Genomic DNA, 24,900 nt, shown 5'->3' with positions numbered 1-24,900 from the left:
GATATCCTGCCCTTACTTAAATTGTTTGAGGAAACGTAAATCATTTTCAAAGAAGGCACGCAGATCGGTGACACCGTAGCGCAACATGGTCAGACGCTCCATACCCATACCAAAGGCGAAACCGGAGTAAACTTCCGGGTCGATGCCGACGTTGCGCAGCACGTTAGGGTGAACCATGCCGCAACCCAGCACTTCCAGCCACTTGCCGTTTTTACCCATGACGTCCACTTCTGCAGAGGGCTCAGTAAACGGGAAATAGGAGGGACGGAAACGAATCTGCAAATCTTCTTCGAAGAAGTTGTTCAGGAAATCGTGCAGCGTGCCTTTCAGGTTGGTAAAGCTGATGTTTTTATCAACAATCAGCCCTTCCATCTGATGAAACATTGGCGTGTGTGTCTGATCGTAATCGTTACGGTAGACGCGACCCGGCGCAATAATGCGAATGGGCGGCTGCTGAGCCTGCATGGTCCGGATCTGCACGCCAGAGGTCTGGGTACGCAGCAGACGCGTGGCGTCGAACCAAAAGGTGTCGTGATCGGCACGCGCCGGATGGTGGGCAGGGATATTTAGCGCATCGAAGTTATGGTAATCATCTTCAATTTCTGGCCCGGTCACTACACCAAAGCCTAACTCACCAAAGAACGTCTCAATACGATCCATGGTGCGGGTAACCGGATGCAGGCCACCGTTCTCAATGCGACGGCCTGGCAGAGAGACATCAATGGTCTCTTCAGCCAGACGGGCATTCAGCGCCGCGGCTTCCAAAGCCTCTTTGCGCGCATTGAGGCGCTCGGTGACCTGCTGTTTCGCTTCGTTGATTACCGCCCCCGCTGCAGGGCGATCTTCTGCTGGCAGCTCACGTAATGTGGTCATCTGCAGTGTCAGATGTCCTTTCTTACCCAGATATTCGACGCGCACCGCGTCAAGGGCGGCGATATCCGTCGCCCCGTCGATGGCCGCCGTGGCGCTGGCCACCAGTTCTGCGAGTTGGGACATAGTTTCCTCTTTTTCCAGTCAGGCTGGTCAGTTCTCGTTGGGACCTGCCGGTCCAATATGTTAGCGCCAGAAACAAAAAAGCCTCCACGAGGGAGGCTTTCAGCGCGATTTTTCGTTTCTTCTCTTATGCGCAAAAGCCCCCGGATGTCAGGCGCTAAAGTAAAAAAAGAAACGGAAAATAGCAGCATTCATGCTTGCGGTTACCTTGTCATGCTATACAGGGGTACTATTGAAATGCTCAGCGAAGAAAATGTCAATCTTTTGCGTAAGTTACGGGCAATAAAAAAGGGAGCAAGCTCCCTTTTCCATCTGACTTACGCCAGGGCTGATTTCGCTTTTTCGACCAGTGCAGAGAATGCCACTTTGTCGAATACCGCGATGTCTGCCAGGATCTTACGGTCAATCTCAATGGCTGCTTTTTTCAGACCATTGATGAAACGGCTGTAAGACATGCCGTTCTGACGCGCCGCTGCGTTAATACGCGCGATCCACAGCTGACGGAACTGACGCTTACGTTGACGACGGTCACGGTAAGCATACTGACCAGCTTTGATAACAGCCTGGAAGGCAACACGGTAGACACGTGAACGTGCACCGTAATAGCCTTTAGCTTGTTTTAAGATTTTTTTGTGACGTGCGCGAGCAACTACACCACGTTTTACACGAGCCATTTAGCTCTCCTGTTTAATATTCTGAATTAATGAAAAAATTTTACTTATGCGTACGGCAGGCAGGCAATAACCAGACCCAGATCGCCTTTTGACACCATGCCTTTAGGGCGCAGGTGACGTTTACGCTTAGTAGATTTTTTAGTCAGAATATGACGCAGGTTTGCGTGTTTACGCTTGAAGCCGCCAGAAGCGGTCTTCTTGAAGCGCTTAGCCGCGCCACGTACAGTTTTAATCTTTGGCATTTTAATAAATATCCACTTCGCATTGTTAATAACATGACCCAGACAGGCGAACAGATAACCGCACAGCGCGAACGCTGCGCGGCAATTGCTACTTGAAAGCCTACTGTTTCTTCTTAGGAGCGAGCACCATGATCATCTGGCGGCCTTCGATCTTCGAAGGGAAGGATTCGACAATGGCCAAATCCAGATCTTCACACAGATCTTTACGGACGCGGTTAAGCACTTCCATACCGATCTGCTGGTGCGCCATCTCACGACCGCGGAAACGGAGAGTGATTTTAGCTTTATCGCCATCTTCCAGAAAGCGAATCAGGTTGCGTAGTTTGACCTGATAGTCGCCATCATCGGTTCCAGGACGGAATTTGATTTCCTTAACCTGAATAACTTTTTGCTTTTTCTTCTGTTCCTTAGAAGATTTGCTTTTTTCATAGAGGAACTTGCCGTAATCCATGATGCGGCAGACCGGCGGTTCGGCATTCGGGCTGATCTCGACTAAGTCGCCACCCGCTTCCTCGGCTTTTTCCAAAGCTTCGCGTAATGTAACAATGCCAATCGGCTCGCCATCCATGCCTGTTAAGCGCACTTCAGTTGCGCGGATTTCACTGTTGATTTTGTTCGGACGCGTCGGTAATACTCGTTTTCCGCCTTTAATACTTTATTCCTCCAATTGGTGAAGATTTCGGCTGCGAACCTCTTGTTGCAATTTCTCAACAAACACATCGACATCCATCGACCCAAGGTCTTTACCACGGCGGGTGCGAACGGCAACTTTGCCAGATTCCACCTCTTTATCACCGCAGACCAACATATAAGGGACGCGACGTAATGTGTGCTCGCGGATTTTAAAGCCTATCTTCTCATTTCTCAAGTCTGCCTTCACACGAATGCCAGCATTCTGCAGCTTACGCGTCAAAGACTCAACATATTCTGCTTGTCCATCGGTAATATTCATTACCACGACTTGCAGCGGTGCCAGCCAGGTTGGAAAGAAACCGGCAAATTCTTCGGTCAGAATACCGATGAAACGTTCCATTGATCCCAGAATCGCACGGTGAATCATCACTGGCGTCTGACGATCATTGTTTTCACCCACGTAGGTTGCTTCAAGGCGTTTTGGCAGGGAGAAGTCTAGCTGAACGGTTCCGCACTGCCATGCGCGATCAAGACAATCATACAAAGTGAACTCAATTTTAGGGCCGTAAAACGCGCCTTCGCCTGGCTGGAACTCAAACTCAATACTGTTTTCGTTCAGCGCGGCGGCCAGATCTTCCTCGGCGCGATCCCACATTTCATCTGTACCGATGCGCTTTTCAGGACGGGTGGATAACTTCACCACAATTTTTTCAAAGCCGAAGGTGCTGTACATGTCATAAACCATGCGAATACAGCTGTTCACTTCATCACGCACCTGCTCTTCAGTACAGAAGACGTGAGCATCATCCTGCGTAAAGCCACGTACGCGCATCAGACCATGCAGCGCACCTGATGGCTCATTACGGTGACAGCTGCCGAACTCAGCCATACGCAGCGGCAGGTCACGGTAGGATTTCAGACCCTGATTAAAGATCTGAACATGCCCCGGACAGTTCATCGGTTTGATGCAATATTCACGATTCTCAGATGAGGTGGTGAACATCGCTTCTTTGTAGTTTTCCCAGTGCCCGGTTTTTTCCCACAGGACGCGATCCATCATGAAGGGACCTTTAACTTCCTGATACTGGTACTCTTTTAGCTTGCTGCGGACAAACACTTCCAGCTCGCGGAAGACGGTCCATCCGTCATTATGCCAGAAGACCATGCCTGGTGCTTCTTCCTGCATATGATAGAGATCCAACTGCTTACCGATCTTACGATGATCACGCTTCGCCGCCTCTTCCAGACGCTGCAGATACGCTGCCAGTTGCTTTTTGTCTGCCCATGCGGTGCCATAAATACGCTGCAGCATTTTGTTGCTGCTGTCGCCGCGCCAGTAGGCGCCAGAGATCTTCTGCAGTTTAAAATGATGGCAGAACCGCATGTTCGGCACGTGCGGACCGCGGCACATGTCGATATATTCCTGGTGATGATACAGGCCAGGCTTATCGTCATGGCTGATATTTTCATCAAGAATGGTGGTTTTGTAAATTTCGCCGCGCGCCGCAAAGACGTCGCGTGCTTCCTGCCAGCTGACTTTCTTCTTCACCACATCGTAGTTGGTTTCAGCCAACTGATGCATGCGTTTTTCCAGCAGGTCGATATCTTCCTGGGTCAGAGTATGATCGATGTCGACATCATAATAGAAGCCGTTATCAATAACCGGGCCAATCGCCATTTTAGTATCCGGCCACAGCTGTTTAATCGCATGCCCTAACAGGTGCGCACAGGAGTGACGGATGATTTCCAGACCCGCTTCATCTTTAGCGGTGATGATCGCCACGGCGGCGTCTTCAGTGATGGGATCGACCGCGTCAACCAGTTCACCATTAACGCGGCCAGCGATACAGGCTTTCGCCAGACCAGGACCGATGTCCAGCGCAATATCCATCACACTGACAGGGCGGTCAAACGCGCGCTGGCTGCCATCAGGAAGCGTAATTACAGGCATTTCATATCCTTATTTGCAGTGGTAAGCCACACGAAAGCCTACGTGCAACGTAATGTAAAATTAGTGACCTGGCGTGATATCAGACCCACATTGTCGGAATGTCGCCAGGATTGCAGTGCGGAGCAGATGATAGCAGTTTTCCCCGCCGAGAAAAACCATCCCCTTTTCGCTAAGCCATGGAGAGAATAAAAAAAAACGGCCTGACGCAATGTCAGGCCGCCGGGTAGATCACAGGCAAAAAAACGCTTACATCGCGTAAGAGAGCATGATTGACGTTTTGGTATCGGTACGATCCGGAGCCGACTCAGGCGGATTGTTATTCCAGGTAACATTGTAAGCCAGTTTCAGCGCGAAATGGCTGTTGATAGCCACCTGCAGACCGGTCTCGGAGTTCACCGTGGTGTCTTCTCCGAAGCTGCTCAGCACTGACACGCCCTGAATAAATTTTGTAGTGTCGGTCAACTGCCATTGATAGCTGACTGCACCATAGCCCAGCGCTTTAGTCTGATGACCGCCAGCGTGATAATCGTCATAACGCACACCCGGACCAAATTCCGCACGCAGTGAGTGCACTGGACCATTCAGAAACTGACGACCGTAACCGGCAGTCAGCACGTCCCGTGAATCGTAACCGTTGAAACGATCGCTTAACCAGCTCGCCTGTCCAAAGAGGTAGTCATACGCGCTGACATTGTAACGTGAACGACCACCGATATTGTAAGTCTCAGAAGAGCGCTCATCGTTTGACGAGGTGTTAGCTGCATTACCCCACAAGCTGTAAGCCATAGATGACTGATACCAGGTCATATTGGTCTGAGCTGTCATTGATGAACTGGTGGTGTTGCCGGTTTGCGCCAGATATCCCGCAGCAGCAGAACCTTCGAACGGCTTTTTAGCCGTGGAAGGGTCATCCATTGAAGTAAATACGGCGTTATCGGCCAGTGCCTGGTGACAAAAAGCTCCGGCGGAGAGCAAAAGAACAGCAGACAGCTTGTTGTAGGCTTTCATTAAATGTGATCCGTGCGACTGTTTAAAAAACGGAGAGTCTGAAGTGTTTTGCCGGGCATTCAATGCAATTTACGGTAAGTTTTGTAAAAAAATATTAACTTACACTAAATGCCTGTAATCAACCTGGCAACCCATGTTAATTGGGACTCATCTTATTAACGTCGCGCATTATAGTGCTGCCCGGCCGAAAAGCCAGATACAAGGGCAGAAGATTTTTAGCGACGGCACTGGCTCCTGACACGGATTTACGCTGTATCTCACGTCAGACATGCAGCATCCCCTTCATAATTCGCATGATTTTTCACCATGGTCTACGCTCAGTTCAGTTTCTCTTCCCCGGAGGTGCCTCATGAGCAACAATACCTTAACCCGCTATATCGTGACCTTTGATTATCAGGAATCGGGATTAAGTGATATCCTGGAACTGACCAGCGCGATGACCGCCGCAGGTTTCACCACCACCCTGGTTGACGACAACGGTCACCCACATGAACTGGGCACGAACAGTTATGGCATTGTTAGCACGCTGGAGGCTGAGGACTTACGACAACAGGTCACCGTTGCCGGTGAAAGTGCTCTGGGTCAGAAGCCCAATGTGACTGTCATAACCTTCGAAGAGTATCTGCGCGACATCGCCGATCATCGCGCCACTCCCTCAGCGCCAGAATAAGTGGTGCAATTACGCTGGTTTTTGGTGAATATTTACCCATTACAATCGGACTTCCGCAGCGAATAACGAGGATAGCCCTATGTGGTCAGCCATTAGTCGTCTGTTAAGCGAGCAATTAGGCAACGCCGAAATCACTCAACGTCACGCCCTTGCGGGTGGTGATATTCATCCCACCTGGCATATCCGCTACGGCGACCACGACATCTTCGTCAAAAGTAACAGCCGCGAGATGCTGTCGCTCTTTACCTGGGAAGCCGATCAACTTGCCTTGCTGGCACGCACCGGCACGGTTCGGGTGCCGAAAGTGTATGGTGTGGGTCATCATCGCGAGGAGAGCTTTCTGCTGCTGGAGTATATCAGGCCACAACCGCTTGATGAGCAGAGTGCGTATCAGCTGGGTCAGCAGCTGGCGCAGCTGCACCAGTGGAGCGAACAGACACAGTTCGGCCTCGATTTTGACAATAACATCACCACGACGCCCCAACCCAACAGCTGGCTGCGACGCTGGTCAGTTTTTTTCGCCGAACAGCGCATCGGCTGGCAGCTACAGCTGGCGGCGGAAAAGGGGATTCAATATGGGGATACTGAACTGATCGTCGCCTCTGTGCAGCGGGTACTCGCATCACACCATCCGCAACCGTCGCTGCTGCATGGTGATCTCTGGCCGGCTAACTGCGCCAGCAGTGACAGCGGCCCCTGGCTGTTCGATCCCGCCTGCTATTGGGGCGACCGCGAATGCGATTTAGCGATGCTGAGTTGGTTTCCCAATCTGCCTCGCCAGATTTACGACGGTTATCAGGCTGTGTGGCCGCTACCGGATGGTTTTTCGCAGCGCCTTCCGGTCTACCAGCTCTACTATCTGCTGAACCGGGCTAACGTATTTGGCGGGCACTGGCCTGGCGATGCACAGTTCGCCATCGGCCAGTTGCTGGATGAGGATGCGCTCGGCACGAGTCAGGCCAGACCGGCCTGACCGAGATGGCTGTCAGATAAAGCTCAGCAGCGACAGTGCAAAATAACCGGCTATCGCAATCACGACCGGCAGGATATAGAGCGGGAAGACCTGCAGGAAGATGGTGTGGCGAGGTACGCGCACCTTCTCTTCCAGTTGCTGACGGCTGCGCCCTTCACTGCCCTTTGCCTGTTCCAGAATCATCTGATCTTCAATGCCCTCTTTAACGTGACGCGACTGACGTCCCATCCGCGCGCCTGACGACTCCAGCGCCAGCCCGACAAAAATCAGAATGTAGATCAGCCAGAAACCCAGGTTCATCTGACCGTTAAATTCCGGTACCGGCGAGTTATGCCAGAAGACATTCAGGAACGGCGTGTTGAAGCGAAGCATATCGACGATGACATGGACGAAATCGAGCATGACAGCATCAATGCCTGGCTGCTTCTCGCTGTGCTTAAACATAAAGCTTAATACCGAAATAATGGTCGACAACAGCGCCACTAAAAAGAGCACCCAGCCCGCCACGCGTTTAAGGATGGCAATACGGCCAGCCTGTTGATAGGTCATAATATCTCCTGAACCCGGAATCCAATTTGTCGTCAGTCTACCTGCCAACCGTGAAATTTCCCAAATAAAGCGTGACTGGTCGGGCAGAGAGTAAGCCTGCAGAGAATCATGTTAAGGTAAAAACCACTTTATAAGGAGCCCCCCTGATGCCCTATCACCGTCCTGTCCTTGCCGCCCTGTTTGATATGGATGGCTTACTGATCGATTCCGAACCTCTGTGGAATCAGGCTGAGCTGGATATCTTTTCAACGCTGGATGTAGACCTTTCACGTCGCAGTGAAATGCCCGACACCCTGGGTCTGCGTATCGATCAGACTGTGCGGATGTGGTACGAAACGCTGCCCTGGCAGGGCCCCTCTCAGCAAGAGGTCACCGAGCGCATTATTAAGCGTGCCATGACGCTGGTCGATCAGACGCGGCCACTGCTGCCAGGCGTCAAAACGGCGCTCCAACTGTGCCGGGATCAGGGGGTGAAAATCGGCCTTGCTTCAGCATCGCCGCTAATGATGCTGGAACAGGTGCTGGAGATTTTCAATCTGCGCACCTATTTCGATGTACTGGCTTCAGCAGAAGCCCTGCCCTACAGCAAGCCCCATCCGCAGGTCTATCTCAACGCTGCCGCCAGCCTGGCGATTGATCCACTCCACTGTGTCACGCTGGAAGATTCGTTTAACGGCATGATCGCCACCAAAGCTGCGCGTATGCGATCTATTGTGGTGCCCGCCGCTGAACACCGTGACGATCCCCGCTGGGCGTTGGCGGATGTCCGGCTGGACAATCTGACACAGCTCGGCCTGCAGCATCTACAGGGATAATAAACAGCCCGCCCACAGCGGGCTATTTTCTTCCCCTTGCACCTGTTGCTTGATCTGGCCACAAAAAAGTAAAACAACGTTTCATTTTTATTGAATTCCCCTCCCGCTCTGCCTAATATGCCCAAAGCGTTCCCCATTCGGGGCATGAATAACCTGTTCTGCAGAGAGGCCTGAGATGGACGTTCGCCAAAGCATTCATAGCGAGCACGCTAAACGACTTGATACTGACGCATTGCGCCGCGAGTTCCTGATTGAAAATATCTTTACCCCCGATAATTACACCCTGACTTACAGCCATATCGACCGTATTATCATTGGCGGCGTTATGCCGGTGAATAACCCGGTCACTCTCGGTGATGAGATGGGAAAACAGCTGGGCGTCACTTATTTTCTCGAACGCCGTGAGCTGGGTATGATCAATATTGGTGGTCCGGGTCTGGTAGAGGTTGACAGTAAACCGTGGGAAATAGGGCACGAAGAAGCGCTCTACATCGGCAAAGGTGCGCGCAACCTGCTGTTCCACAGTCTGAACCCGGCGCAGCCCGCAAAATTTTATTACAACAGTGCGCCAGCACACAGCACCTTCCCGGACAAAAAGATCACACTGCAGGAGGCGGCCACCGCGACGCTGGGAGATGCCGCAACCTCTAATCGACGCACCATTAACAAATTCATCGTGCCGGATGTGTTGCCCACCTGCCAGCTCACCATGGGCTTAACCCGACTGGATGAAGGTAGCCTGTGGAACACCATGCCCTGCCACACCCACGAACGCCGCATGGAAGTCTACTTCTACTTCGATATGAGTGAAGAGAGCACCGTCTTCCACATGATGGGAAAACCACAGCAAACCCGCCATCTGCTGGTACACAACGAGCAGGCGGTCATCTCACCCAGCTGGTCAATTCACGCCGGTGTCGGCACACAGCGTTACACCTTTATCTGGGGCATGGTGGGTGAGAATCAGGTCTTTGATGACATGGACCACGTCAAAATCAGTGAACTGCGCTGAGCAGAGGAGAAATATCATGGTACTCAATACGTTTAACCTGGAAGGAAAAGTGGCGCTGGTGACTGGGTGTAACACCGGTTTAGGGCAAGGCATGGCGCTGGGTCTGGCTCAGGCGGGCTGTGATATCGTCGGCGTTAACCGTGATGGCCCGGAGGATACTCAATGCAAAGTTGAGGCGCTGGGTCGCCGCTTCTGGCCAGTGCAGGCCAATCTGATGCAGACTAGTGTGGTGGCCTCTGTGGTTGAACAGGCGCTGGCTGCTGCAGGTAAAATAGACATTCTGGTTAACAATGCCGGAATAATCCGGCGTGAGGACGCACTGAATTTCAGCGAGCAGGACTGGGATGACGTGATGAATCTCAATAGCAAGAGCCTGTTTTTCCTGTCTCAGCAGGTTGCCCGACAGTTTATCGCGCAGGGTAACGGCGGCAAGATCATTAATATCGCCTCCATGCTTTCCTTTCAGGGTGGTATTCGGGTGCCCTCTTATACGGCGTCGAAAAGTGCCGTGATGGGACTGACTCGTCTGATGGCCAACGAGTGGGCAAAACATGGCATTAACGTCAATGCCATTGCCCCCGGCTACATGGCCACCAACAATACTGAACAGCTTCGCAATGATGAGGCCCGCAGTGAAGAGATCCTCGGCCGTATTCCAGCCGGACGCTGGGGCGTGCCTGATGACATGATGGGTCCTGTGGTCTTTCTGGCTTCTTCCGCGTCTGACTATATCAATGGTTACACCCTGGCCGTGGATGGTGGCTGGCTGGCGCGTTAATCGTTCTGGCGGACAGTGGTTGATCGCTGTCCGCCCTGTTAATAAAATTCATGCTTCGTTACAGCGTCACATGTTCTCATTTACTGGATAAATCCCTATACTGGATGCATCGACAGTTTTCTTTGTAACCAGGTCCTATCATGACGGGCGAAGGCCACATCATTTTTGCCATTGCCAGCGCTATTTTTGCTAAGCGTGCTGAGCTAACACCGGTGCTGGCGCAGGCCGACTGGTGGCATCTTGTTCCCTCAGCCCTACTGACATGTCTATTGCCCGACATCGATCACCCTAAATCTCTGCTGGGACAGCGATTGCGCTGGATCTCTCATCCTATTGCGCGTGCATTCGGCCATCGGGGCTTTACCCACAGTTTGCTGGCGGTCGCCGCCGGTTTGTGGCTTTTTCAGGTAAACCTGCCCCAATCGTCGCCAATACCTGCTGATGTTCTGCAGGGTCTGACGCTGGGCTATCTCAGCCATATTGTGGCCGATATGCTGACGCCAGCCGGAGTTCCGCTGCTATGGCCTTGCCGGTGGCGCTTCCGCCTGCCGATTCTGCGCAGCCAGAAAGGCAACCAACTTGAGCGGGCACTGTGTCTGGGATTGGTGGGATATGCGTTGTGGTTTCCGGTGGGAATGCCCTCTTTTGGTGCCAATGGCTGGCCGTCTCAACTGTTTGATACGCTACAAAATGGCGTAGGGAGATTGATTTCCAGTCATAATGCGCAATAAAACAGCGTAAGGCGCCATTAAGTTATAAAACATACCATTTGGATATAAGGCCCCCTCTCCGCCTGCTGTTACCATTCCCGCTGTCTTAATTCGTGATTAACATTATGCGGCCTTCCCCAGATGGAAGGCCGCATTACTCTGGAGTTTCAGCATGAACCTTCCTCTTACACTTAATATCGTGGCTTTTGTGGTGCTGCTGGTATTGCTCTCCCGCTTCAGTCGTCAGAACTGGAGCCTGTCGAAAAAAGTGCTGACCGGTCTGGTGACTGGCGTGCTGTTCGGCCTGGTTTTGCAGTTGATCTACGGTGAAAACAGCGCAGTAGTAAAAGAGTCGATTAGCTGGTTTAACATCGTCGGTAATGGCTATGTCCAACTGCTGCAGATGGTAGTCATGCCGCTGGTATTTGTTTCCATTCTGAGCGCGGTCGCCCGTCTGCATAACGCCTCATCGCTGGGGAAAATTAGCATACTGACCATTGGCGTACTGCTATTTACCACCGCTCTCTCGGCGCTGGTAGGTGTTTTCGTCACTGGCCTGTTTGGTCTGAGCGCGGAAGGACTGGTACAGGGCGTGCAGGAGACCGCGAGGCTCAGTGCTATCCAGAGCAACTACGTCGGTAAAGTGTCTGACCTGAGCGTGCCACAACTGGTGCTCTCCTTTATCCCGAAAAACCCGTTTGCCGATCTGACCGGAGCTAATCCAACCTCAATTATCAGCGTGGTGATTTTTGCCGCCTTCCTGGGTGTAGCTGCACTGCAGTTGCTGAAAGATGATGAAGTTAAAGGGCAGCGCGTGCTGGTAGCGATCGATACGCTGCAGTTGTGGGTAATGAAGCTGGTTCGTTTAGTAATGAAGCTGACGCCCTACGGTGTACTGGCGCTGATGACCAAAGTCGTTGCCGGTTCTAACCTGCAGGACATCATTAAGCTGGGCAGCTTTGTGGTCGCTTCTTACCTCGGTCTGGCGATCATGTTTGGTGCCCATGCCCTGCTGCTATCGGTGAACGGCATCAACCCGTTGCGCTTCTTTCGTAAAGTGTGGCCGGTTATCACCTTCGCCTTCACCAGTCGCTCTAGCGCGGCCAGTATTCCGCTGAGCGTCGAGACCCAGACCCGTCGTCTTGGCGTGCCGGAATCGATTGCCAGCTTCTCAGCCTCCTTTGGTGCCACTATCGGCCAGAATGGCTGTGCCGGTCTCTATCCGACCATGCTGGCAGTGATGGTTGCACCAACGGTCGGCATCAACCCGTTTGACCCGCTGTGGATTGCGACGCTAGTCGGGATAGTGACGCTGAGTTCGGCTGGCGTTGCTGGTGTCGGCGGTGGTGCGACCTTTGCCGCGCTGATTGTACTGCCTGCGATGGGGCTGCCAGTCACCCTGGTGGCACTGCTAATTTCGATTGAACCACTGATTGATATGGGGCGTACTGCACTGAACGTTAACGGTTCCATGACCGCAGGTTCGCTAACCAGTCGCTGGTTAGGTCTGACCGATAAACGCGTGCTGGAGAGCGACGACAACGTCGAACTGGCACACCGCTAATCGCCGTTATACCTGGCGCATCCGCGCCAGGTTGATCCCCCTTCTTCTCCCTAATCTCCCTCAATGATGGCGACGCCGTTAAGAAAGTGTTAAGCATGGTAAACAGGCGAAAATTCGCCGCTTTAGTGCTTGTCTTTACCCGGTAAAAAGCGAATTCTGCATCCAGTCTTATGCGGAGAACACCTGATGAAAAAAATTATCGCCTCGCTTCTGACGCTGGCGCTGTTGATGCCAGCTCTGGCTTTCGCCCACCCCGGCGACTGGGGGCCACCGGGTGGATCGGGACGACATGGCGGACCCGGGCCACACTGGGGCGGCCCCGGCCCGGTGCGCTTTTTGCCCGAGGCCGCAACCGCGGTGCTGATAGGCGGACTGACCTATTACCTGCTGAACGGCAGTTATTATCAGCGTCATGGCGATGAGTATGTAGTGGCAGAACCGCCTTTAGAGTCTCGGGTCAGCAGTGAAATGCGGGTACTCGACTTTAACGGCAAACGCTTCTATGTGCAGGCTGGACACTACTACCAGCGGCAGATAGACGGCGATTATGTTGAGGTACCGCGCCCGGCCGGATTGTAATCAGCGCCCAACGAAAAACGGCCCGTCATCATGACGGGCCGTTTGCTATTCAGGGAGACGGTTACTGCTGAACCTGCGGATCAGTATCATATTCCGCACAGCTCTGGAAGCCGTAGTTCATGACACGGCCCGTGTCGTTATAGCTCACGAAGTAAGTCTGAGCTTTACCGTCGCGCTGACCCAGCACGTAAGTCTGACAAGTGCCACGCGCGTGAACCATGGTGATTTCAGTAGAAGGCGTGCCGGCGATCTGACGAACCTGATCACGGGTCATACCCTTTTTAACATCCTTTACAACTGGCTTAGTCACGTAGCTTTCCGCACGATCGTAAGTCGTACAACCAGACAGTGCAGCCAGTGTCAGTGCCGCAGCGATACATCCCATCACTTTATTCATCTTGTTGTTCCTCATTTATTGTCCGTGTGGAGACAAGCCTGGAACATAAATGCTGATTTATCAAGTTTATGAGGAACAATTAGTGGGATGACAAATGTCAGAATTTGGTAAAGAAGGCTGTTTTGCTGTCAACGCAGACGTATACTTCCCGGCAAAACAGCAACCCGATAACGACACGTTTTACGACATAGCTCTTACATCGTCGCAGGCACAGATCGCTGTGACTGACGCATTATCGGACACTGTGCTTCACAGCCTTACTCACTTTCTGTTTACCCCATCGCTGACTAATCCGAGGATAAATGACCCCTGCACATTCCAACCGCCTTGTTTACGCCATTACGCTGGGCCTGCTGGCCGCACTCGGCCCGCTCTGCATCGACCTCTATCTGCCTGCACTGCCACAAATGGCACAGGATTTGCACACCGAAACCGCTACTGCACAGCTGAGTCTGACGGCTGGCCTGTTGGGCCTGGGCTTTGGCCAGTTGCTCTTTGGCCCGATGAGCGATAAGTTCGGCCGCCTGCCCCCGCTGACCCTGTCACTGATTTTGCTGTTTATCGCTTCAATGGGCTGTGCGCTGGCACAGGATATTAACCAGCTACTGCTGGCGCGGTTGTTCGAAGGATTAGCAGGCGCGGGCGGCGCGGTACTGTCACGGGCGATTGCACGCGATATGTACAGCGGTCACGAGCTGACGCGATTCTTCGCGCTGCTAATGCTGGTCAATGGTCTGGCACCGATCGGCGCACCGGTACTGGGCGGTATGCTGATGACGATTTTAAACTGGCGTGGCATCTTTATGGTGCTGGGCGGTATTGCCATTTTGCTGATCCTGCTGGCGCGCTGGAAGCTGCATGAAACCCTGCCCGAAGCACGTCGCAGTAAAGGATCGATTTTGTCCGCCTACGCTGCATTAGGCCAGGTGATAACCCACCGCCCCTTTATGGGCTTCTGCCTGACCCAGGGCTTTATGATGTCCGGCATGTTCGCCTATATCGGTGCCTCACCGTTCGTGCTGCAACAACTCTATGGTCTTTCTCCCCAGGCCTTTAGCTTCTGCTTTGCGGCAAACGGGTTTGGCCTGGTCATTGCTTCGCAAACCAGCGCCCGCCTCTGTCCGTTATGGGGGGAATATCGCGTGCTGAAAGGCGGGCTGACGCTGGCCTTTGTCGCCTCCAGCCTGCTGTTACTGGCCGCGCTGCTTCAGGCACCTTTAGCTCTGCTGCTGGTAGCACTCTTCTTTACCATCGCCAGCAATGGTGTTATCGCCACTACCGCCTCGTCACTGGCGATGCAAAGTCAGGGCCATCGCGCCGGCAGCGCTTCCGCGGTGATTGGCGTCACTATGTTCACGCTGGGTGCGATTACCGTGCCGATCACCGGCATCGGCGGCACCTCGGTGCTGAGCATGTGTGCCACCATTTTTGGCTGCTTTATGACGGCGATTTTGATGTTTAGCGTACTGGCGAAAAAACCACTGCCACAGGTAAAAACTCACTGATTTCGCAACGTTTAGCTGTAATCAGTTATCGCTTTGGCTTGTTGTTTTCGCTCAGGCACGTTAGCTTTACTAAAACGTTCGCATTGAGCCGACGGGCCACTGACCTGAGGAGAAGTTCATGTCACTGCAGCAGGAAATTATTGAAGCACTGGGTGTGAAGCCCACTATCGACGCCGACCAGGAAGTGCGCGTCAGCATCGATTTTCTCAAAGCCTATCTGAAACGTCACAGCGCGCTGAAAACGCTGGTGCTGGGGATCAGCGGCGGTCAGGATTCAACCCTGGCGGGCGCGCTGGCGCAGCGGGCGATCTCGGAACTGCGCCAGGAGAGCGGTGATAACGACTACACCTTTATTGCCGTACGTCTGCCCTATGGTGTGCAGGCGGATGAGCAGGATTGCCAGGACGCGCTGGCCTTTATCCGACCAGACCGTTCGCTGGTAGTAAACATCAAAGAATCGGTACTGGCCAGTGAGCGCGCGCTGAAAGATGCGGGCATTACCCTTTCCGATTTTATACGCGGCAATGAAAAAGCTCGTGAGCGAATGAAAGCGCAGTACAGTATCGCCGGCATGACCAAGGGTGTGGTCGTCGGCACCGATCACGCAGCCGAAGCGGTCACCGGTTTCTTCACTAAATATGGTGATGGCGGTACTGACATTAATCCTCTGTTCCGCCTGAACAAGCGCCAGGGCAAGCAATTGCTGAAACAGCTTGGCTGCCCGGAACACCTCTATCTGAAAAAACCCACCGCCGATCTGGAAGATGATCGTCCTGGCCTGCAGGATGAAGTGGCGTTGGGGGTCACCTACGAGATGATTGATGACTACCTGGAAGGCAAAAGTATCAATCCTGACAGCGCCCGAATCATCGAAGGCTGGTATCAGAAAACCGAACATAAACGTCGTCCGCCGATCACAGTATTCGACGACTTCTGGAAGTAATCCTGCGCCTCCTTTGCCCCGGCAGGGGAGGCTTCTCTCACTGACCTTGTTGATCACTGCATGTCTGCCACCGTTACGCGCGCGACCCTCATCGGGCTTATTGCCATTGTTCTCTGGAGCACCACCGTTGGCCTGCTGCGCAGCGTCAGTGAAACCTTTGGCGCTACCGGCGGCGCGGCGCTGATCTACACCACCACGGCGTGTCTGCTCTGCCTGACCCGCGGCCTGCCCAACCCCCGCGCGATGCCCACAATCTACCTATGGCTGGGCGGCGCACTCTTTGTTGGCTATGAAATCTGTCTGGCGCTGGCTATCGGGCTGGCCAGCGATCGCAGCCAGTCGCTGGAGCTGGGGATGATCAACTATCTCTGGCCCTGCCTGACCATCGTGCTGGCGATCCCACTCAATCAGCAGCGTTTCCGTGTGTGGCTGTGGTCAGGACTGCTGTTATCTCTGCTCGGGATCGTCTGGGTGATGAAAGGCAGCGGCAACGGATCACCTGCGCTGATCGGGCAGAATATACTGCGTAACCCCACCGCCTATGCGCTTGCCTTTATTGCCGCCCTGACCTGGGCGCTCTATAACAACCTTACCCGCCGCTGTGCCCGGGGTTCCAGCGGCGTCACGCTGTTTTTTATCCTGACCGCGCTGGCGCTATGGCTTAAATATGCCTTCAGCGATAATTCTGTGCCGATGACCTTTGCGCGGGTGCCACTGCTGGAGGTGCTGTTTGTCGGACTATCCACCGCCATCGCCTATTCCGCCTGGAATCACGGGATTCAGCAGGGCAATCTGACGCTACTGGCCACCGCCTCCTACTTTACGCCAGTGCTGTCGGCCCTGCTGGGATCGCTGTGGCTCGGCCTGACGCCGCCGCTGGCCTTTTGGCAGGGCGTGGCGATGATCACCCTGGGCTCGCTAATCTGCTGGCGGGCAACAAGGTCTCTGTAATCAGACGGCTGGCGATCATTTCGCCTGCCTGTTATGCTGTATGGACAACCAGTAAATGGAGTCCATTTTGGTCAGACGTGCTGTCAGTCTTCGCCCCGAACCCGACGCGAATGCAATTTATCAATATCCCGAACACCTGCGTGAATGGCTGGAAGGCCTGCCGAATCACCCTGGCGTCTATACCTTCCATGGCGATAGCGAATCGCTGCCGCTCTATATCGGCAAAAGCGTGAATCTGCGTTCACGGGTGATGTCCCATTTCCGCACGCCTGACGAGGCGAAAATGCTGCGCCAGTCGCGGCGTGTGAGCTGGATCCCCACCGCGGGCGATCTCGGCGCACTTCTGCTGGAAGCGCAGATGATCAAAACCCAGCAGCCGCTGTTTAATAAGCGATTGCGCAAAAACCGACAACTCTGTTCGTTGCAGATTACCGACAGCAAACCGCAAGTAGTCTACGCAAAAGATCTCGATTTCAGTCAGTCTCCCAACCTGTTTGGACTTTATCGCAGTCGCTTTGCCGCACTTGAACGCCTCAAGCAACTCGCAGATGAGTATCAGCTCTGTCATGGCCTGCTGGGACTGGAAGCGCTAAGTGCGGGTCGGGGCTGTTTCCGCTCAGCCCTGCGCCGTTGCGCCGGCGCCTGCTGTGGTAAAGAGCCGGTCAGCGATCATCAGGATCGACTGCTTGAAGCGCTGGAAAACGTGCGGGTCTTCTGCTGGCCGTGGCAGGGTGCCGTAGGTCTGGTAGAAGAAGGCAAAGAGATGACACAAATCCATGTCATCGACCACTGGTTCTATCTCGGTTCGGTGAACAGCATGGATGAGGCCAGAAAACTGCAACGACCCAAAGGCGGTTTTGATCACGACGGCTACAAAATTCTCTGCCGCCCGATTTTATCGGGTGACTACCCTATTCTGCCACTATAAAAAAACCGCCGATGCTGCCCACTTACCTTCAGTGGACAGCATCGGCGGTCTCAGACCGTTCGCTGCTTAGCTAATGTTATTCAGCAGGTTCTGCTGGCGGCGCCATTTTGCCCTCGTGCGGGCCTTTCTCTGTAAGACGCTTTTCAAAGTTAGCGTTGTACTGTTTTTTCTGTTCCGGCGTCAGCACGTTATAGAGTTTGTTCTGGGTTTCCAGCATCTTCAGCGCATGCTCTTTGGCATTGGCGGACATTTTCTCTGCCTGCGCTTCAGCTTTGCTTTGGTCGAAACTGTCAGATGCAATGATGCTGTGGGCAGCACGACGCTCGTCCAGTGACGGGCGTTTCATATCTTTGTGACTCTCTTTCATGATGCCGCGCATCTGGGTTTTCTGTGCGTCGGTCAGGTTCAGACCTTTAAACATCATCTCCATGCCATGGTGCATTGGCGGTTTGTGCATCGCTTTTTCGCTGCCTGCTGGCGGTGGAGTCAGGTTATCAGCGGCTGCATGGACGGCGCTGGCTGCACCAAACGCCAGCGAAGAAGCCAGTAAAAGGGAAGTCAGTTTGCGCATAATAGTGTCCTTATAATTCATGATAATGACGACAGCACTCTGTCGCGTCTTCGGAAACAAGCATACGATGCTGAACGTCAACTACTCAGAGCCTGAGTAAAGCCGTGAAAGCATAAAAGATAAAAATCGGGCAATCATGAAGAGAATAAGAAGAAAGGCGTGAGGAATTGAAAATGTTTATGACTTTAAAGCGAATTTCGCAGGAATCATGGAGGAGTGTAAGGGTTAAGACAGGAAAGCGGAAGGCATACTTCCACTTTCCTGCCGATTTTTAGCGTTAATGATCTTCTGGCATCAGACCGGCAGCGCCTGAGTCTGTTCTCCCTCTTCGATCAACATCAGTCCGGCACGCAGTCCGGCGGCCACATTGGGGTTAGGGAACAGCACATATTCCCGCGCCTGCTGCACGTAATAGCGCGTGTCGCCTTCTTCCGCCAGCAACGTCCCCTGCGGAAACGCGGTAAAGTTCAGCGTTTCCGGCGACATATGCAACGTAAAGTGATCACTCATTCGGGTGATCTGCTGCGCGACCCGATAATGACGCGGTTTAACCGTCGCCGCAGGCATCGCCTCACCATAGAGTAAAGAAGCCAGCGCCTGCTGTGCCGCGCTGAACTGACTAAGATCGTTCGCGCCAAACGGCAGCGCTTTGCCCAGTTCCAGGGTACAGCTGGCCGCACCGAAGTGTTCGCAACTGAAGTGGGTAAAGGTGCCGCCCGGTGAGCGATGAAACACCAGCGCCTCCAGTCCGGCAGCGGCCAGCCAGTCAAGAAACGCAGGCGGCCAGGGACGTGCATTATGCGGCATCACACCGAACTGAGGATGGTAAGAGCCGCGAATAGCCGTGTGCATATCCAGATGCCAGCGCGTCTCATCGCACTCACCGAGTTGCCAGAAGTTCTCCAGCGCCTGCTCCAGCCGCAGTACGCGGCGCGCCTCATCGCCATCATCAATCTGCTGCCAGCGTCCGCCAAACAGCCGGTTAATGTCATAGTGCACATAGCGCTTACCGGTGCGAAGCGCTGAGGGATTACCCAGGATCACCAGCATGCGCTGCTGTAAGGGCTGTTCGCCCCGCAGCAGCGGATTAACCAGCTTGTTCACCATTTCTACTGGCCCAGTTTCGTTGCCGTGAATCCCGGCAGAGAGCACCAGCGCCTGTTTAACCGGCACCGTCGGCTCCATCAACAATATGCCGTGATATAACCACTGCCAGCGAAGATGCGCCGTTTCACCACTACGCTTACGCGGCATCTCGCCGGAGAGCGTTTGCTGTAAAAAGTCCTGCATCGTTCCTCCTTTTCGCCCTGAGCAGGCGGCAGGCGGTGCTGCCACCTCCCTCACTGCTGAAATGCGTATACATTTCCTAAGTCTAGCAGCTTCGTCAGTTCATCCAGCGCCTCGCGTCCCTCACGCAGCAACTGTGGGTCGACCAGATCGGCCTGGGTCAGGCGATCGCGGTAATAACGGTCAACCCAGTTATTCAGCGTAGTGAAGAGCCTATCGTTCATCAGTACCGCCGGATTGACTGCCTGCTGTTCCTGTGGTGTCAGCACTACCCGCAAACGCAGGCAGGCTGGGCCCCCTCCGTTATACATGCTTTCGCGCAGATCAAACACCTTCAGCGCTTTGAGTGGCGTGTCACCCTCGACCTGTTCGCACAGGTAACGCCAGACACCCGGATGCTGACGTGACTCTTCTGGCAGTACCAGCATCATGGTACCGTCGGAATGACTCAGCAACTGGCTGTTAAACAGATAAGTCTCTACCGCCTCTTTTACCGAGACGCGATTCTCCGGCACTTCCAGAGCCACAAAACCCGGCACGCGCGCCCGAAGCTGTGCCAGCAGTTCAGACTGATTAACAAAGGCCTGCTGATGGCAGAAGAGCATCTGCTGGTTACTCACCGCAATCACATCATTATGGAATACGCCCTGATCGATCACCGCCGGATTCTGCTGTGCGAACAGCACGCTTTCGGGTGAGAGCTGATGCAGACGGGCGACCGCCTCGCTGGCCTCCAGGGTTTGCCGCGCGGGATAGCGCTGCGGTGCCTTGCCCTCCTGGCTGCTGTCGCGGCCATAGACAAACAGCTGCACACCTCGCTCGCCATAGGCGCCACCGAGCCGGTTATGGTTAGCCGCTCCTTCATCGCCGAACATCGCCACCTGCGGCAACGCATCATGCACCGCAAAATGGCGATCGTCGCGGAAAATGGAACGCAGCAGCCAGGCGGTTTCCGGCGCTTCCATCGCCCGATGGAATTTGTTATTGAGATTCGCCACCGTCAGGTGAACCCGGCCATCAACGCTGTCCGCTGATGGCGAGACCGTGGCGGCATTGGCGACCCACATCGCCGAGGCTGAGCTGGCGGCGGAGAGTAACCCCGGCGCGGTTTTCCCGGCCGCAGCCAGCACCTGCTCATCGCGGCCAGCAAATCCGAGCTGCCGCAACGCCGCGATATTGGGCCGCTCATGCGGTGGGATCACCCCCTGCACGTATCCCATATCAGCCAGTGCTTTCATCTTCAGCAACCCCTGCTTTGCCGCCAGACGGGGATTCGACGGCTGCAGCTGATTGCGGGTCGAAGCTTCGTTACCAAACGACAGCCCGGCATAGTGGTGCGTTAGTCCCACCAGCCCATCAAAGTTGGCTTCGGTGGCCTTCATGACGTCGCCTCCTGTGTGGAAAAATCGAGTCCCGGCGACAGCGTGGCGGGCAGCGTCAGGTCCGGCGTCTCCAGCGAGGCCATCGGCCAGGCGCAGTAATCCGCCGCATACCAGGCGCTGGCGCGATGGTTGCCCGAGGCGCCAATGCCACCAAACGGCGCGGTGCTGGCTGCACCGGTCAGCGGTTTATTCCAGTTGACGATACCGGCACGTGCCTCAGTCAGCAGCTGATCAAACTGCGGGCGGGAAGGCGAGATCAATCCGCACGACAGGCCGTAACGGGTCTGGTTCGCCAGCGCAATCGCCTCTTCAAAGGTGTCATAGCGGATTACGCCGAGCAGCGGGCCAAAGACCTCTTCATCCGGGATGCCCTGTACGCCGGTTAAATCGATAATGCCTGGCGTCAGGATGGCGCTGTGACGATCCGGCCAGCGCATCGCCAGCAGCACCTGGCCGCCCGCCTCAACCCGCCGTTGCCACTCACCCACGATCTTTTCTGCCGCGCCGATGGAAATCACGCTGCCCATAAAAGGTTGTGGTTCCGCATTCCAGGCTGCCGGTTGCAATCGTCCCACCACCTCCACCAGCCGCTGCAGAAACGCATCTTCCGTATCGCCGCGTTTCACCAGCAGACGCCGGGCACAGGTACAGCGCTGACCGGCGGTAATAAAGGCTGACTGCAACGTGATGTTGACTGCCGCATCAAGATCCGCCGGATCTTCTACTATCAGGGCATTATTTCCGCCCATCTCCAGTGCCAGCATCTTTTCAGGCTGACCGGCAAACTGGCGATGAAGCTGATAGCCGGTATGGGCGCTGCCGGTAAACAGCAGGCCATCGATCTGGCTGCAGGATGCGAGTGCCTGGCCGGTTTCACGTCCACCCTGTAACAGCGCCAGCACGCCAGCAGGCAGGCCCGCAGCCAGCCAGAGCGCAACCGTTTTTTCGGCAGTCAGCGGCGTGAGTTCGCTGGGTTTAAAAACCACACAGTTGCCCGCCAGCAGGGCCGGAACGAGATGACCGTTTGGCAGATGTCCTGGGAAATTATAGGGACCAAACACCGCCAGCACCCCATGTGGACGATGGCGCAGCGAGCTTTCGCCTTCATGCTGTTCACCGGTGCGGCTATGGTACGCCTTCACCGAAAAGCCGATTTTGTTGATCATCGCACCCACTTCAGTCAGCGCTTCCCAGCGCGGCTTCCCGGTTTCACGGGCGATGGTTTCTGCCAGATCCGTCTTATGCGCCTCAAGTCCGGCCGCAAATTTCTCAACGATTACCTGCCGTTCCGCCAACGGACGTCTGGCCCAGGCCGGAAATGCGGCGCGCGCCGCCTCACAGGCTGCAGAGACCTGAGCGGCCGATGCCGCATGGCCCTGCCATAGCATCTCGCCACTGACCGGATCCGCTTTCGTCATGAGCTCAGCGTCACCGCTTAGCCAGTGTCCGTTTATCAGGTGCGTCATACTGTTTTCTCCTCTTTGCAGAGCGTCACCACGCGCAGGCTATCGCCAGGCTGGCAGTGGAGCGCCCGCAACTGTTCATCCGTAAGTTGCACGCTGTCGCCGTCGGCATTTGCCGCAATCAGCGCCACACGGAACTGGTGGTAATCGTTATTGGCAACCAGACAGAGTGGTGCATCAACCGGGTTTTCGCCCCTTTCTGCGCTGCGCACACGGCTTTTACGCACGGCGCGGATGTAATCGATATCGCATTCCAGTGTCGGGCCGCCATCAAAGATGTCGACATAATTGAGGTAACGGAAGCCCTCCGCCTCCAGCACTGCCCGGGCAGGTGCGGTTTGCGGATGCACCTGTCCGATGACTGCCTGCGCCTCCGGCGTCAGATAATCAATATAGAGCGGATGCTTCGGCATCAGCTCAGCGATAAACGATTTCTGGCCGGTGCCGCTGAGGAAATCCGCTTTGCTGAACGCCATTGAGAAGAAGCGGCTGCCAACGCTCTCCCAGAATGGCGAGTGACCCTGCTCATCGCTGACGCCACGCATCTCGGCCACTACCCGGTCGGTGAAACGCTCACGAAAATTGGCCATAAACATGAAGCGTGACTTCGACAGCAGGTAGCCGTTTTTGCCATCACGGTAATCGGGATCGAGAAAGAGTGTGCAGAGCTCGCTGCTGCCGGTGTGATCGTTACTCAGCGACAGGGTGGGCAGCGAAGCATAGACATTCAGCTCTTTTGAGGCGTGAACCTGAGTGCCGACGCGAAAGTTGTACCAGGGATCCTGCAGGCCGACCGCCACCTCAATGGCGCAGATACCGACGGCGCGGTTATCTTCACTGTCGGCGAGTACAAAGACATAGCCCTGCTCGGCACGCGGCAGCGACTCCTCCCAGGTCTGCAGAGATCGATCAATACGCGCCTGTAACGTTGCGCTATCGACGGGCAGCGAGGTCAGCCCGCCACCGGTTTTGCCTGCCAGCACCATCAGCTGGTTTAAGTCATCGCGTTCAACCGGACGGATTACCATCATGATGACGACCCTCGCACCAGGCTTTCGCACACCTCGGCGAAGCGTGCCATGCCCAGCTTCACTTCCTGCTCACTGATATTCAGCGCCGGGGCAAAACGCACCACGTTAGCGCCCGCAATCAGCACCATGACGCCCATTTCAGCGGCAGCAAGGTTGATCGCTTTGGCTTTACCAGCAAAATCGTCGCTCAGCACCGCACCAATCAGCAGGCCAAGACCGCGCACCTCTTTGAACAGATGCAGGCGCTGGTTGATCTCATCCAGTTTCGCAACAATCCACTGGTGACGCTGTGCAACACCCGCCATCAGTTCAGGCTGGTTGATTAGCTCCATGACTTTACCAGCCACGGCACCCGCCAGTGGATTGCCGCCGTAGGTGGTACCATGTGTGCCAACGCCCATTATCATCGCCAGATCGTTGCGCGTCAGCATCGCACCAATCGGGAAGCCGCCGCCCAGCGCCTTGGCGCTGGTGAGCACATCCGGCGTGACGCCATAATGCATATAGGCGTAAAGCGAACCGGTGCGACCAACGCCGCTCTGTACTTCATCAAAAATTAAGCAGGCCTGATACTTATCACAGAGTTCACGCAATCCGCGCAGAAATGCCGGATCGGCAGGCAGGACCCCACCCTCACCCTGAATCGGTTCAACAATCACTGCACAGGTATGATCATTAATCAGTTCAGCCGCCGCAGCCAAATCGTTAAACGGAGCATGTTGGATCTCTGGCGGCAGCGGCGCAAAATCTTTGGAGTAAGCGGGCTGACCACCGGCTGACACCGTAAACAGGGTGCGGCCATGAAACGCATTATTAAACGCCACAATGCTACTTTTATGCGGACCAACACGATCATGCGCCACTTTACGCGCCAGTTTCAGCGCCGCTTCGTTCGCTTCCGCCCCTGAGTTACAGAAGAACACCCGGTCAGCAAAGGTGGCGTCGATCAACTGCTTCGCCAGCCGCAAGATCGGTTCATTGGTGTAGCCATTACCGGTGTGCCATAAACGAGCGGCCTGTTCCTGCAACGCCTGCTGTAATGCCGGATGCGCATGCCCTAACGCGTTGACAGCAATGCCACCGGCGAAGTCGATATAATCTTTGCCGTTTTGATCCCAGACAGTGGAGCCTTCTGCGCGAACCGGTACAAAGGTCGCAGGTGCATAAACCGGCATCATCCATTGATCAAAATCGTGACGTGAAACGTGCAGTGCCATAACCCACTCTCCTGCTTTATTTTACCGGTCGGGTAAATATTTTGTTTTAGAATTGTTAAATGATGTTGTAATGC

Annotated in this window: 27 protein-coding genes and 1 other annotated feature; of the genes, 12 read left to right on the top strand and 15 right to left on the bottom strand. The window is 54.6% G+C overall.

The genetic code is table 11. From position 1 onward, the window contains the following. Window positions 1–12: 12 nt before the first annotated feature. The 7 genes from pheS to WFO64_RS04670 form a co-directional block, all read right to left on the bottom strand. Window positions 13–996: a phenylalanine--tRNA ligase subunit alpha gene (gene pheS, locus WFO64_RS04700; RefSeq protein ID WP_337009344.1), complete on the bottom strand. Its 984-nt coding sequence runs from the start codon at window positions 994–996 to the stop codon at window positions 13–15. Window positions 997–1,067: 71 nt separating this feature from the next. After that, window positions 1,068–1,193: a sequence feature (Phe leader region), on the bottom strand. Beyond that, on the bottom strand, window positions 1,144–1,188 hold the full coding sequence (gene pheM / locus WFO64_RS04695; protein WP_106120997.1) for a pheST operon leader peptide PheM: 45 nt from the start codon (window positions 1,186–1,188) through the stop codon (window positions 1,144–1,146). It overlaps the preceding feature by 45 nt. Before the next feature lie 117 nt (window positions 1,194–1,310). Then, complete coding sequence (rplT, locus tag WFO64_RS04690) at window positions 1,311–1,667, bottom strand: 50S ribosomal protein L20 (RefSeq protein ID WP_003853267.1); 357 nt, start codon at window positions 1,665–1,667, stop codon at window positions 1,311–1,313. A 44-nt stretch (window positions 1,668–1,711) separates the two neighbouring features. Continuing rightward, window positions 1,712–1,909 carry a 50S ribosomal protein L35 gene (gene rpmI, locus WFO64_RS04685; RefSeq protein ID WP_004157374.1) on the bottom strand — a complete coding sequence of 66 codons (198 nt, stop codon included), beginning with the start codon at window positions 1,907–1,909 and terminating at the stop codon, window positions 1,712–1,714. 100 nt (window positions 1,910–2,009) lie between these two features. Beyond that, the gene (gene infC / locus WFO64_RS04680; RefSeq protein WP_033732471.1) at window positions 2,010–2,561 is read right to left on the bottom strand and encodes a translation initiation factor IF-3; all 552 of its coding nucleotides are present in this window, start codon (window positions 2,559–2,561) and stop codon (window positions 2,010–2,012) included. A 3-nt stretch (window positions 2,562–2,564) separates the two neighbouring features. After that, window positions 2,565–4,493 carry a threonine--tRNA ligase gene (gene thrS, locus WFO64_RS04675; RefSeq protein ID WP_337009343.1) on the bottom strand — a complete coding sequence of 643 codons (1,929 nt, stop codon included), beginning with the start codon at window positions 4,491–4,493 and terminating at the stop codon, window positions 2,565–2,567. A 246-nt stretch (window positions 4,494–4,739) separates the two neighbouring features. Beyond that, window positions 4,740–5,501 (bottom strand): DUF481 domain-containing protein, encoded by a 762-nt coding sequence (locus tag WFO64_RS04670; RefSeq protein ID WP_337009342.1) that lies wholly within the window; start codon window positions 5,499–5,501, stop codon window positions 4,740–4,742. Between the two features lie 349 nt (window positions 5,502–5,850). Between WFO64_RS04670 and ghoS the strand changes: the two genes are divergently transcribed. Both ghoS and WFO64_RS04660 read left to right on the top strand, forming a co-directional pair. Beyond that, the gene (ghoS, locus tag WFO64_RS04665; protein ID WP_337009341.1) at window positions 5,851–6,171 is read left to right on the top strand and encodes a type V toxin-antitoxin system endoribonuclease antitoxin GhoS; all 321 of its coding nucleotides are present in this window, start codon (window positions 5,851–5,853) and stop codon (window positions 6,169–6,171) included. A 79-nt stretch (window positions 6,172–6,250) separates the two neighbouring features. After that, window positions 6,251–7,144 carry a fructosamine kinase family protein gene (locus WFO64_RS04660; RefSeq protein WP_337009340.1) on the top strand — a complete coding sequence of 298 codons (894 nt, stop codon included), beginning with the start codon at window positions 6,251–6,253 and terminating at the stop codon, window positions 7,142–7,144. Window positions 7,145–7,156: 12 nt separating this feature from the next. Here the strand turns inward: WFO64_RS04660 and WFO64_RS04655 are convergent, their stop codons facing one another. Then, window positions 7,157–7,693: a YniB family protein gene (locus tag WFO64_RS04655; RefSeq protein WP_337009339.1), complete on the bottom strand. Its 537-nt coding sequence runs from the start codon at window positions 7,691–7,693 to the stop codon at window positions 7,157–7,159. A gap of 146 nt (window positions 7,694–7,839) precedes the next feature. Between WFO64_RS04655 and hxpB the strand changes: the two genes are divergently transcribed. From hxpB to WFO64_RS04625, 6 genes are all read left to right on the top strand, one after another. After that, window positions 7,840–8,508 (top strand): hexitol phosphatase HxpB, encoded by a 669-nt coding sequence (gene hxpB, locus WFO64_RS04650; protein ID WP_337009338.1) that lies wholly within the window; start codon window positions 7,840–7,842, stop codon window positions 8,506–8,508. Between the two features lie 175 nt (window positions 8,509–8,683). Next, complete coding sequence (gene kduI, locus WFO64_RS04645) at window positions 8,684–9,520, top strand: 5-dehydro-4-deoxy-D-glucuronate isomerase (protein ID WP_337009337.1); 837 nt, start codon at window positions 8,684–8,686, stop codon at window positions 9,518–9,520. A 16-nt stretch (window positions 9,521–9,536) separates the two neighbouring features. After that, window positions 9,537–10,298, top strand: a complete 762-nt coding sequence (gene kduD / locus WFO64_RS04640) for a 2-dehydro-3-deoxy-D-gluconate 5-dehydrogenase KduD (RefSeq protein ID WP_337009336.1) — start codon at window positions 9,537–9,539, stop codon at window positions 10,296–10,298. Between the two features lie 140 nt (window positions 10,299–10,438). Then, window positions 10,439–11,029, top strand: a complete 591-nt coding sequence (locus tag WFO64_RS04635; RefSeq protein WP_337009334.1) for a metal-dependent hydrolase — start codon at window positions 10,439–10,441, stop codon at window positions 11,027–11,029. Window positions 11,030–11,180: 151 nt separating this feature from the next. Beyond that, on the top strand, window positions 11,181–12,572 hold the full coding sequence (locus tag WFO64_RS04630) for an L-cystine transporter (RefSeq protein WP_337009333.1): 1,392 nt from the start codon (window positions 11,181–11,183) through the stop codon (window positions 12,570–12,572). A 186-nt stretch (window positions 12,573–12,758) separates the two neighbouring features. Continuing rightward, window positions 12,759–13,151, top strand: coding sequence for a DUF6515 family protein (locus WFO64_RS04625; protein ID WP_337009331.1), 393 nt, complete (start codon window positions 12,759–12,761; stop codon window positions 13,149–13,151). Window positions 13,152–13,212: 61 nt separating this feature from the next. Here the strand turns inward: WFO64_RS04625 and osmE are convergent, their stop codons facing one another. Further along, window positions 13,213–13,548: an osmotically-inducible lipoprotein OsmE gene (osmE, locus tag WFO64_RS04620; protein ID WP_010245718.1), complete on the bottom strand. Its 336-nt coding sequence runs from the start codon at window positions 13,546–13,548 to the stop codon at window positions 13,213–13,215. Window positions 13,549–13,850: 302 nt separating this feature from the next. Here osmE and WFO64_RS04615 point away from each other — a divergent pair, with 302 nt between their 5' ends. From WFO64_RS04615 to cho, 4 genes are all read left to right on the top strand, one after another. Beyond that, window positions 13,851–15,053, top strand: coding sequence for a multidrug effflux MFS transporter (locus tag WFO64_RS04615; RefSeq protein WP_337009329.1), 1,203 nt, complete (start codon window positions 13,851–13,853; stop codon window positions 15,051–15,053). A gap of 118 nt (window positions 15,054–15,171) precedes the next feature. Next, entirely contained in the window at window positions 15,172–15,996 is an 825-nt protein-coding gene (gene nadE / locus WFO64_RS04610) for an ammonia-dependent NAD(+) synthetase (RefSeq protein ID WP_337009327.1), read from the top strand. A 60-nt stretch (window positions 15,997–16,056) separates the two neighbouring features. After that, window positions 16,057–16,947 (top strand): aromatic amino acid DMT transporter YddG, encoded by an 891-nt coding sequence (yddG, locus tag WFO64_RS04605; RefSeq protein WP_337009325.1) that lies wholly within the window; start codon window positions 16,057–16,059, stop codon window positions 16,945–16,947. A 67-nt stretch (window positions 16,948–17,014) separates the two neighbouring features. Continuing rightward, complete coding sequence (gene cho / locus WFO64_RS04600) at window positions 17,015–17,875, top strand: excinuclease Cho (RefSeq protein ID WP_337009324.1); 861 nt, start codon at window positions 17,015–17,017, stop codon at window positions 17,873–17,875. Between the two features lie 76 nt (window positions 17,876–17,951). On the opposite strand, the gene spy is transcribed toward cho, so the two are convergent. The 6 genes from spy to WFO64_RS04570 form a co-directional block, all read right to left on the bottom strand. Continuing rightward, window positions 17,952–18,446, bottom strand: a complete 495-nt coding sequence (spy, locus tag WFO64_RS04595; RefSeq protein ID WP_337009322.1) for an ATP-independent periplasmic protein-refolding chaperone Spy — start codon at window positions 18,444–18,446, stop codon at window positions 17,952–17,954. Window positions 18,447–18,740: 294 nt separating this feature from the next. Beyond that, entirely contained in the window at window positions 18,741–19,736 is a 996-nt protein-coding gene (astE, locus tag WFO64_RS04590) for a succinylglutamate desuccinylase (RefSeq protein WP_337009320.1), read from the bottom strand. A 50-nt stretch (window positions 19,737–19,786) separates the two neighbouring features. After that, entirely contained in the window at window positions 19,787–21,115 is a 1,329-nt protein-coding gene (astB, locus tag WFO64_RS04585) for an N-succinylarginine dihydrolase (RefSeq protein ID WP_337009318.1), read from the bottom strand. Next, complete coding sequence (gene astD, locus WFO64_RS04580) at window positions 21,112–22,581, bottom strand: succinylglutamate-semialdehyde dehydrogenase (protein ID WP_337009316.1); 1,470 nt, start codon at window positions 22,579–22,581, stop codon at window positions 21,112–21,114. Before astD ends, astB begins: the two co-directional genes overlap by 4 nt. Continuing rightward, window positions 22,578–23,609 carry an arginine N-succinyltransferase gene (astA, locus tag WFO64_RS04575; protein WP_337009314.1) on the bottom strand — a complete coding sequence of 344 codons (1,032 nt, stop codon included), beginning with the start codon at window positions 23,607–23,609 and terminating at the stop codon, window positions 22,578–22,580. The genes astD and astA overlap by 4 nt, the downstream gene beginning before the upstream one ends. Continuing rightward, on the bottom strand, window positions 23,606–24,826 hold the full coding sequence (locus WFO64_RS04570; RefSeq protein ID WP_337009312.1) for an aspartate aminotransferase family protein: 1,221 nt from the start codon (window positions 24,824–24,826) through the stop codon (window positions 23,606–23,608). Before WFO64_RS04570 ends, astA begins: the two co-directional genes overlap by 4 nt. Between the last annotated feature and the right edge of the window lie 74 nt (window positions 24,827–24,900).

The sequence above is a fragment of the Pantoea sp. AS142 genome (assembly GCF_037152305.1).
Taxonomy (GTDB): Bacteria; Pseudomonadota; Gammaproteobacteria; order Enterobacterales; family Enterobacteriaceae; genus Pantoea.
The sequence above is the reverse complement of the archived record's forward strand: the minus strand, read 5'-3'. Positions and strand labels throughout refer to the sequence as shown.